Annotated in this window: 7 protein-coding genes; all 7 read right to left on the reverse strand. The window is 42.2% G+C overall.

Annotated features, from left to right (window positions below):
* Positions 1–40: 40 nt before the first annotated feature.
* A complete protein-coding gene (locus B4G81_RS11210) occupies positions 41–1,114 on the reverse strand; it encodes a metallophosphoesterase (protein ID WP_294082532.1) in 1,074 nt (357 codons plus the stop codon).
* A gap of 213 nt (positions 1,115–1,327) precedes the next feature.
* Entirely contained in the window at positions 1,328–3,088 is a 1,761-nt protein-coding gene (locus B4G81_RS11215; RefSeq protein ID WP_294082534.1) for a BACON domain-containing protein, read from the reverse strand.
* On the reverse strand, positions 3,085–4,029 hold the full coding sequence (locus B4G81_RS11220) for a phosphodiester glycosidase family protein (RefSeq protein ID WP_294082536.1): 945 nt from the start codon (positions 4,027–4,029) through the stop codon (positions 3,085–3,087). The genes B4G81_RS11215 and B4G81_RS11220 overlap by 4 nt, the downstream gene beginning before the upstream one ends.
* A gap of 26 nt (positions 4,030–4,055) precedes the next feature.
* On the reverse strand, positions 4,056–5,321 hold the full coding sequence (locus B4G81_RS11225; protein ID WP_294082538.1) for a RagB/SusD family nutrient uptake outer membrane protein: 1,266 nt from the start codon (positions 5,319–5,321) through the stop codon (positions 4,056–4,058).
* A 17-nt stretch (positions 5,322–5,338) separates the two neighbouring features.
* Positions 5,339–8,671 (reverse strand): TonB-dependent receptor, encoded by a 3,333-nt coding sequence (locus B4G81_RS11230; protein ID WP_294082540.1) that lies wholly within the window; start codon positions 8,669–8,671, stop codon positions 5,339–5,341.
* Positions 8,672–8,837: 166 nt separating this feature from the next.
* The gene (locus B4G81_RS11235; RefSeq protein ID WP_294082542.1) at positions 8,838–9,836 is read right to left on the reverse strand and encodes a FecR family protein; all 999 of its coding nucleotides are present in this window, start codon (positions 9,834–9,836) and stop codon (positions 8,838–8,840) included.
* Positions 9,837–9,917: 81 nt separating this feature from the next.
* On the reverse strand, positions 9,918–10,469 hold the full coding sequence (locus tag B4G81_RS11240; RefSeq protein WP_294082544.1) for an RNA polymerase sigma-70 factor: 552 nt from the start codon (positions 10,467–10,469) through the stop codon (positions 9,918–9,920).
* Positions 10,470–10,552 lie beyond the last annotated feature (83 nt).

Genomic DNA, 10,552 nt, shown 5'->3' on the forward strand with positions numbered 1-10,552 from the left:
GAGAAACAGGTACCGACAATCCAAAGATATAGCGTTTTCTTCAATCCAATACAATATCAAACTGGTCAAACGGCTCTGTACGGTGTGCAAGATGTTTTGTGGAAGGGGAAATGCCAAAGAGAGGCGAATAGGTTCTCACTTTGATGGTTTTCCCATCCGGCAGAAATTCCAGAATACGGAGCCATCCGTCGCCGCCGTTTCCTTCCCAACCTCCACCGAGAATTTGCACATTAAACATCATCTGGTGGACATTTTTCCCGGCTGAGTTCTTATCGACCCGGTATGCCACTGAATCATCAAAATCGCCGGGTTTTCCGGTGTGACCACAGATCACCATGAATATATTGTCGGAAGGTTCCACCAGTTTTTCCCAAACCGCTTGCCCCCAATTTCGCGGCGTGATGGCATAGCCTTCCTCTTTGATCCGTTCGGCAGTCCGTTCTTGCAGGAAAGAGTGCGTCATAAAAATCACTTTATGCTCCTTATATTCCGGTTTGGCAGCCAACTCTTTGGCCCATTCCAAGACTTCATCCCGTGGAGCAAACTCGGTAGTAATTACCAAAAGCTTCCCCCAATTGGGATCGAAAAACTCAAACGCCGAATTTTCTAATGAAACTACTCCGCTTCTGTTCGGAAAATCGCTCACACAAATATCACGCCACGCACTATTTCGCTCAAACGGAAAATATGTAGGGAAGAGGGTCTTGCCATTCTCCGAACTTCGGTAACCATATTCATGATTACCGGTGGAAATGATATAAGGTATTTTATTGTCTAAACGCTCAAAAGCGCGTGAGCTGGCTTCCCACATCTCCCGACTGGTCTGGTTCAACATCTTCCGGTTACGCACGATATTTTCATTCTGTTCCACGAGATCGCCTGTACATAATACAGCCTTGATCTTTAAATTATCAATATTATCGGCAATCCATGCGGTACATAATTCAAACAAAGGCTGGTTGATATCATATTTCGAATATCCCTGAGGGTCTCCCAATAAAATCATTGAGAATGAATTGGGATCCGTCAAATGTTGTTGATCTGCCCGATGTTGTGCAGAAATAATAAATGGTACAGCCAGAAACAAAATGGCAAAAAATAATAACTTCCTCATATTCTGTATTTTTATATTAGTTTTATTCTAAAATTCTACGATATGAATTAAGATGGTAAGATCTTTTTTATGATAAAAACACAAAGCTAATCAAAATACATAATTATTTCCATTATGCCACTTTCTAAAAAACTCAGATATGGGTGAACAAAATAATGGGAGAACCGTCTTTAAAGAAATCGATTCTCCCACCTTACTGATTTATAATATCTTTTATCTCACACAAGCACCCATCACAGTTTTTCCTATTCTGCTCAATCCGATTTGATCACTGGTAATAATCTCCTCTCCCACAGAAGGGTCAAGCTGCGTACCGAATATTTTCAGGTCATCACTGCTCATACCGTTTGTCCGTGCAGGATTATCGGTTCCGGTAAGCAAACAGGTTGCGGTCTTGCCTCCATTATCAGCCAATGCTCCAATCATGGAAGAGTAATCAAACGTCAGACCGGGGATAGCGGCGTTATCCGCCCCATAGACAGTACCTCCAAATACGGAATTACTGAAAGTAGCTGGCCGAAAACCTTCTGCAGCACCACTATTCCCCGACACGATGGAGTTATGGAAATTTATCACACAATCCGCATGTCCTTCATACCCACCATAGTTGGTAAGCGCCACATTACCGGTAACCGTACAGCTTATCAGATCGAGTTTGGCACTCCCTGACGGACCATGCAGGGCAACACCTGCGCCAACCCCTCCAATATTACCATGGATAGTGGTATTGACCATCACCGTGACCGAATTTTCCCTTCCATAGAAACCACCTCCTTTCCTTCCGATGTTTGTACCAAGAGAATTATTATTATTTCCGGCAATTAGTGAGTTGTAGATATAAGTATAGGTTGGTTTAGAAGAATTAAAACTATATATACCTGCCCCCACCCCGGTGGTACCATTATTAATCACCTTGGAATCTATCAGGTACAAGGTAGAAGCATCCACAAAAATTCCACCGCCATTAGAGCTTCCGGTAAGGCAACTACTGTTTTGAACGGTAGAGTTCTCCATCCTTACTTTAGCACCTTCAAATATATACATTCCTCCGGCATGGAGGCCGGATGCATTGTCGGTTATATTACAATCGATAATATCCACCACCGATTTAGCTACAATAACACCTCCCCCATAGAATCTATAATAGCCGGCTCCGTTCACAGAGACACTTCCTGTTCCACTGGGTGCTGCCTGCCCATTCTTAATCGTCAATCCTTTCAATGTAACTTTTTGCCCGGTTTCCACAGGAGCAGTGATTGCCACTACGTGGAAGACCTTGTCTGCCCCGATTGAACCGCTTAAGATTGTCTCATTCTTCTCGGGATCCGGAGTGACATCATCTGTTGCATCTGCCGGGTAACCTCCGATCATAGTGATATTACTGTGTATTTCAAACGTTTTTTCCTTCGGATCACCGGCGTTTCCATTAGTAAGCGTTCTGGCAGGTAGATAAGTTCCTGAGGCCAGATGGATGAAATCACCGCGCATAGCTTTATCAAGTGCTGTTTCGAGTGTAGTCGCGGTTGTCCATGACTTACCGTCGGCGTTGATCTGCCCATCCTCTTTCACATAATAATGTTCTACAAGGTCGCTTGCTTCACTGGGAGCCTGAATAACCTTTATCACCTTCTTTTCATCGGCAGTGATCCATAACAGTATTTCAGTCTCACGAGTATCCAAAGTCCGGTTGATACTTATGCTCACTTTAAAAGCACCACTTTGCAAATTATTTGCATCTTCCAATAATACCCAAGTATCTTTGGCTTCTGCTCTCCAAGGGAGGTTGGATGTGACATTCACAGAGAATTCACCGCCTTCTTTGGGTACGTTTATTATATTTTGATCCGCAGATATTTCAGGCGTTTCGGGATCGAAATAGTCATCGCTCAGGTCTTCAGAGCATGCTGCCACGAGAAAGGCAAACAGGCTGAAAAACAAAAAATGGATATATTTATTGAATTTTACGTGTATCATCTTATTGAATTTTTGGTAATGATTACTATTCCATTTGCCACAGATCTCTCCTTACCCCCATTATCGGTAGGCCAGTTCCTGACCGTGAACCTATTCTCGGAGAAGTCCGGAGTATTTCTTACAAAGAATGTTGTAGACCCTCCTCCATCCAGATTAATACCGGTAGAAGCCCCTAAAGCTCCCAGCACCTCAGCCAATTCTTCCAACCTCATACCGGTAGAATAGGTGAAATTTCTTCCATCTACCGCCAACACAAATACCTGCGTGCTATCCGCCGAGATTCCCACACAAGTGCGGGGTTCTACCGTCTGATCGGTTTGCGGAATAATATTTCCATCCCTGAGCAGCGAAACTCCTCCACCGACAACTTCCTGCAGGTTCAATGCTCCTTTTACTACCGGATATTCACTACTGGTAGCCACCAACGCTTTCTTCTTGTCGGTCAGTGCGAAAATACCCCTGTCTCCACTGTCGAAATTTGTTTTTACCGCTACTCCTTCCCGGTGTACGGGACCACGGGGTACTCCAGTGGACATATTATAAAAGTCGGCATTGAATCCGGCCCAAACCTTATGCCCTTTCCTATCCATAAAAGTAGCCTGTTGTGTCATCGGCTGCATGGCATAAGTATTGGTTCCGTCAGGCATGGAGACTTTCATATCTACCGAAGTCTCATTGAGGTCAACCTCAAATATAAAAATCTTCATTGCAAAACCATCCATACTAGTATATGCCATTTCAGTTGCCTGCACACCCTCCGTCACCTTATAAGTAGTATCTGAATGAATCTGCGCTATCAGGTGGGTATTTTCCACCAACTTCTCTCCGACAGGAGTCCTGGGAATAGCTTCGTAATGATTATTGTAATCTACTTTATCGTTACAGCTGCTTAACAGGGCTCCAGCCATTAATATAAGTGTATATAAACAAGTATTTTTCATTGTGTTATCTCTTTATTTTTTCAACATTAATATCCGGGATTAGGATTGAGATTAGGATTGTTCTGTAATTCCCTACCCGGTATCGGGTGAAGCACCTGATGCGGCAATATTCCTAATTTCTCTACTGCGACTCCTGTTCTCACATAATCATGATACATAAAATTCTCCCCGATCAACTCACGCACTCTTTCGTCAAGGATCAGATCGAGGTATTCCTTGGAATTAGCGGCTGAAACGGGTGCCAATCCCCTGAAAGTCCTTAATTCGTTCAGCCTACCTATGCCGTTTCCTAATCCTTGTGCTTCGGCACTGACCAGATACATTTCCGCTATACGCGAAATAATTACGGGGTCCTTTCCTGTCTGGCCACTTTCATACTTATTAATAAGATTACGTCCCCCCACATTTATCAATGTGATATCTTTCCGCTTATCTTCATCAACAAAGAGGGCAACAACGGCATCTGTCGGCTTGTATACTCCCTGTCCTTTATTTGGATGATCGTAAGTATAATAAAGATCGCTGATATTGATAGATGATTCTTCGGTAAGGTTTTCAAAAGCAAAGATTATCTCTGTATTGGCCTTCTTTCTAAAAATCTTATCGAAACTATCGAGTTTATATTTACCCGTAGTAATCAATGATTCTGCATACTTTACAGCATTGGTATAATCACCACTGCTAAGGGAAACCCGGGCACGCAACGCTATTGCGGCATCTCTAGAAACATAATAATATGATTTGGGAGCGTCGGTCAATAATTCTGTGGCCAATTCCAAATCCTTGTCAATAAATATCCAGACCTCTTCCAGACTATTTCGGGGAACTTTTTCTAATGTGTTCTTCTCCAAAATAGGAACCCCGCCCCAGCGGGTAGCAAGGCAGAAATAAATATAAGCCCTGAAATAAAGCGCCTCTCCCTTTATCAGTTGCGATTGGGCTGAAGAAAACCTGTCCGTTACTTCAATGACCGTATTTACTTGGTAAAGGGCATTGAAATAGCCGTCCCATCCACCTTGTATATATGTGTTAAGCGGATTTAAAGTAGTATTGATCAAATCCCTTGCACTTCCGGTATGCGTCTGCATTCCTCCTCCCAATATGTCATGCATCATATAAGCTCGTACGCCGGGCTTATTCTGTACAAAATTATACATTCCTATACGCAGGGCGGGTAAATCTCCTTCCGTCACCGCTTCGGGCGGGATGGCCGACCTGGAATAAAGATTCAGCTCATCTCCACATGAGGTGAATAAGAGTATGCTGAGGAGTATATATATATAATTCTTCATAATTCTCTGTTTTTAGATTAAAAATTAAGATTGACACCAAAACTAAAAGTTCTTGGTTGTGGCACACCTAAAGTGGCAACTCCAAAGAAACGGGGATCCATATTGTCATTGGTTTCAGGATCCCATCCTGTATACTTGGTCAGGACAAATAGATTGTCTCCCTGAAAGAATAATCTTAATCCTTTCACATGATATTCTTCAAGAAATTTTTTCGGCATATTGTATGAAAATGTCAAACTGCGAAGACGGATAAAAGAACCATCTTCCAGAATACGTGTCGAATTTCTCGTATTATTGGTATCGCCTACTACTGATCTCGGATATTTATTGGTTGTCCCCGGGCCTGTCCATCGCCTGTCGACATATCTCTGCATCACCGCATTGGTATGCCCTACCTTCGACAAATCGTTCTGCCACTGGGCGAACACATTATTACCATACATATATGTAAAAAACATATCGAATTGGAAGTCGTTATATTTGAACGTGTTATTGAATCCACCGAAAAAGTCGGGGTTGGATGAACCGGTAACCACACGGTCGCTGTCATTGATAATTCCATTCCCGTCTACATCTCTCCATTTCACATCCCCGGCTCTTACGCCCATCGCATATTGCTCTGCGGGCACTTCTCCATCATACTGGTATATTCCTTCCTGTTTAAAAATATAAAAAGCCCCCAGTTCCTTGCCCACCTGCAAGGCTCTGTTACCTCCAATAGAGATAGGATTGTCGTGATCCAGCAATTTGGTTATTTTATTTTTGTTGTGAGCAATATTAAACTGCGTCAACCAATCCACTTTGCCTATGCTGAAGTGTGTATTGAGTGTAAACTCCAATCCCCGGTTCCGCATGGAACCGATATTCGTGAGGATATTGGTTCTTCCGGAAGTGGCATGCATCGGCATATTATATAGCAGATCGGTAGTATTTTTCTGATATAAATCGACCATTGTATTTATCCTTCCTTTCAGGAAAGACAAGTCGAAACCGATATCATACTGATCTGCTTTTTCCCAGGTCACATCCACATTTCCAAAATCACTATTACCGGTTGCGATACCACTTTCATTGCCATAGTTATTACCACCCGAAAGGAATGACTGATAAGCATAACGACCGATTCCTTCCTGGTTCCCGGTCCGTCCATAACTCACCCTGAATTTGAAATCGATATCAGAATTTTCCATGAATTCCTCTTCCGACACGTTCCATCCCAATGAAAGAGACGGGAACCAGCCCCAACGCCTATCCTTATGAAATTTCGATGAACCGTCAGTCCTTAAGGTAGCTGTCAGAATATATCTATCCTTGTAAGCGGCAGATGCACGACCAAAATAGGACTCCATCGCATATGCGACATTGTTCCCCGAATGTCCGGCAATTTCCGCAGCAACGCCTATTACATCGAATGAAGGGCTGGGGAATCCCCTACCGTCAAGGTTAATATCACGATGGCCGATTTTCTGAAATGAATGTCCCAACATACCGTTCACCGATAAATCCCCGAAGGTATCACGATAGTTCAAGACATTATCGATCATTATGTTCGTTACAGTCCTGTTATAATCTAAAAGACGTCCCACCCCCGTTCCATAAGGATGGTTTTCATTATAATAGGTATAATCATACAGGTTCAGTATATCTGTATTCAAAGAAGTTTTGAAAGTCATGACATCTTTGAATTTGAATTGGGTATAAAATGTTCCCAAATACCTCAGATTTTCAATGTATGCCTCCTGTTCATTCAATATCTGCATAGGATTATGGAACCTGAGATCATCCGTACCGCCTACATAATAGTCCCCATTAGGTTTATAGGGTCTGGCAAATGGCCTTTGAAGTATTGCCCGGCCAATAATAGTGGTTCCCAGATTCGCTCCGGGGACCTGATAGTTTTTCATATAATTGGCAGAAGTATTCGCTCCCACCTCGAGCCAGTTATTCATTTCATGGGATATTTTCACCTTCAGGTTAATCTTCTCCATCTTATTCGTCCTGATAATCCCAGTTTGATGGGAATAGTCGGCTCCCACATAAAAGGTCGTTTGTTTAGTCCCGCCGGAAAAAGAAACATCCACCTTTTGCATTTTACCGGTCTGGGTAATCAGGCTCATCCAGTCGGTATCGGGCATATTTCCAAAAGGATTCTGCAAGTATATCTTATAATTGGGATCACCCACACTCAATCCATACTGCTTATTGTAATTATCAACCCCTTCGTTATATTGCATCAAATAAGTCTCTGAATCAGTCACTTTAAGTTTTCTCATATTAGGAAACCGGGAGAAACCCGTAGTGTAATTGACCCTTATATCAGACCGTCCCTGTTTTCCCGATTTGGTGGTAATCACTACTACGCCGTTTGTGGCTCGTGAACCGTAGATGGCTGCGGAGGCAGCATCTTTCAGTATACTGATCGATTCGATATCACTCAAACTGATACCGGCTAAGGCACTCATCGATTCACCAAAATTATACAGGTTGGCATTATGGGAGGTGATGGGAATTCCATCGATCACATATAACGGTTCATTACTGGCATTTAACGAAGCCATACCACGCACACTTATCTTTTCGCCACTCCCCAGGTTACCCGAACCGCTACCGACTGACACTCCGGCGATACGTCCGTCCAGTAATTGAGTAGGGCTGGACGTTTGTCGGAGGTTAGCCTCATCTACCGACAATTTACTAATAGCGCTGGTAACCAGAGAGCGTCGCTCAGTACCGTAACCAATAACCACGACCTCATCCAAGGTTTTCAAATCTTCACGCAGCACGACATCCACCCTTGTTCTTCCTCTACTGTTTATCTCCTGCGGAAGATATCCTATATAAGAAATCAGAAGAACGGCATCCTGATCGGCCTGAAAGGAAAAATTGCCATCCACATCGGTGATGGTACCATTGAGGGTACCCTTTTCCATAACATTCGCTCCTATAACAGGTTCACCCTGTTCATCGACAATGGTGCCGGAAATCGTTTTTTTTATCGTCGGCTGTACTGCTACCGGCGCTTTGGCAATAATTATATGGTTTTCACGCACGGTATAAATACATCCAGTATCCCGTAGCAATGCAGCCATGATATCACTCAACGAAGCGTTTTTCTGAGGTATTGAAACCGTTTTGTTTATATCAATGATTTCACGATTATAATCGACCGACATCTCCGTCTGTTTTTCTATTTCAGTAAAAGCAGCCTTGAGTGTTAATCGGGTATTCGGAAGGGAAACGGATTGTCCCCAAGAGAGTTGTGTCAGAAAAAAAGAAAAGGTTATTAACAGCAATAAGACCCGACACATATAATTTATTCTTAATCTGTTTTTTTTATCATTTATTTTCATAATTTTGTAAGTTGATTGTTAGCACTTTATACAACTATCCCTGTATTGACTCCATGGATATTAACTGTGTAAGTATGTAACGATTTCAACCCGGGAAGCTTTTTACGACATGAGCTTCCCGGCTCTTTTTTTCATGAGTGTACCTCCTTCCATCCAATTCATTATCTTATTTAATATAAATTATGTCATCTTCGATTGTCCACCGCAACCCCGGATTCAAGGTTTCCAAGACAGTCAATATCTGCCTTATGTTTTCATAAGGGGTATACTTCACAGAAAAAGCCCCTCCTCCATATTTCCTGATATCATAGTAGACGGTGACATTGAACCGACGTTCCACAGTACGTATAATATCTTCAAAAGATGCATTCTCAAATACAAGGTATCCTTCTTTCCATCTTGAAACCAATCCCGCATCGACTTCAATCCTGGATATTTTTCCATGTCGATGATCGTAAGTGAACTGCTCATCAGGACTGATTACCTCCGAGACCTTCACCTTTCCATCCACATCTACCCGTACCGAACCCTCCTCCAAGGTAACAGCATTCATTCCCTCATCCACATAAGATTTTACATTAAATATGGTTCCTAGTGCCTCTACTTCCATATATTGAGTTTTTACGATAAAGGGCCGGTTTTCATCCTTTTGTACCTGAAAAGTTGCTTCTCCACTCAGGAATAAGCGACGGCTCGTACCTCTAAGACCATCAGAATAAAACAACATAGAACCAGCATTTAACCACACTCTGGAGCTATCAGGCAAAAGGACGTGTTTCATTTCCCCATCCGGGACAATATGCTCTACGATTGTTGTTACAGGCCGGGGTGAGGAGTCTTGCCTGTTATACATAATCCAATAAGTCAGCACTCCACTCATGATGGGTAGCAGAAGGATAGAAGCCGTACGAAGTAACCGCCGGCAGAAAGATGTATGTATGCGTTTTCTTTCACTGCCAATTCGCCGATTCATTTCTCCCAACGCTTGTATGGTCCGTTTATCAGCTTTGGCCGTTTCCTGTTCCCATAGTTCATTTAATACCAGCTCCTTCTTTTCAATATTTTCCCGGCGTATAAACCACTTCTGAAACTTGAGAACAGATTCTTTGGGTAGATCACTCTCAAAAAAACGGGTTATTAATATGCGAATAGGGTCCTTATCCATTTTTTGCGCATGGTTGATTTCACGTATATATTAAGGTAGACAGGTAAAGGGATAAGGACGCACAAATAAATGTATGTTTTTTTAAAAAAATAAAAAGGAGACATGCCGGATGACTTTTCTCAAATCATTCAATGCATTGGAAAGATGATTTTCTACCGTCCGCTTATGAATCTGAAGGAGGGAAGCAATTTCATCACTCGAGAACCCCTCTTTCCGACTCATAGTATAAACTCTCTGGCGCTGAGCCGGCATTTGAGAGACAACAAGGTCGATAAGAGAAGAGAGGTCTTTGGCAAACAAATCCTGTTCAGGCTCATAAAATTCATTTTTCGCCAACTGATGAAGGGTATATTTTTCTTTTACAAGGTTATGTTCGTAATAGTTGTAAATCATATTTCTCGCCATGGTAAACAGATAAGCCTTAAAGGACTTGACTTCGGACATATACTCACGGTTTACCCATACTTTATAGAATATCTCCTGTGCCATATCATATGCCTCTTCCTCATTTTTTATAAAGCCACATAAAAAATGATAGATCCTGGGGTGATATGCGAGAAATAATAATTCGTATGACCGATGATCTCCCTTAGATAGATTTATCAAGGATTCTATTTCAAGCTTTTTATCCATGCTGAAAACAACTTACCATCATGTCTCTATCCTAATTAATTGGATATTTATTATTCATTACAAAAGTACATGAAAATAAGAGT

Source organism: Proteiniphilum sp. UBA5384 (genome assembly GCF_002410825.1).
Taxonomy (GTDB): Bacteria; Bacteroidota; Bacteroidia; order Bacteroidales; family Dysgonomonadaceae; genus Proteiniphilum.

Bases quoted from the DNA above. Each gene is read 5' to 3' on its own strand.
- B4G81_RS11210 (WP_294082532.1), bottom strand. From the start codon at position 1,114: ATGAGGAAGTTATTATTTTTTGCCATTTTGTTTCTGGCTGTACCATTT.
- B4G81_RS11215 (WP_294082534.1), bottom strand. From the start codon at position 3,088: ATGATACACGTAAAATTCAATAAATATATCCATTTTTTGTTTTTCAGC.
- B4G81_RS11230 (WP_294082540.1), bottom strand. From the start codon at position 8,671: ATGAAAATAAATGATAAAAAAAACAGATTAAGAATAAATTATATGTGT.
- B4G81_RS11220 (WP_294082536.1), bottom strand. From the start codon at position 4,029: ATGAAAAATACTTGTTTATATACACTTATATTAATGGCTGGAGCCCTG.
- B4G81_RS11225 (WP_294082538.1), bottom strand. From the start codon at position 5,321: ATGAAGAATTATATATATATACTCCTCAGCATACTCTTATTCACCTCA.
- B4G81_RS11235 (WP_294082542.1), bottom strand. From the start codon at position 9,836: ATGGATAAGGACCCTATTCGCATATTAATAACCCGTTTTTTTGAGAGT.
- B4G81_RS11240 (WP_294082544.1), bottom strand. From the start codon at position 10,469: ATGGATAAAAAGCTTGAAATAGAATCCTTGATAAATCTATCTAAGGGA.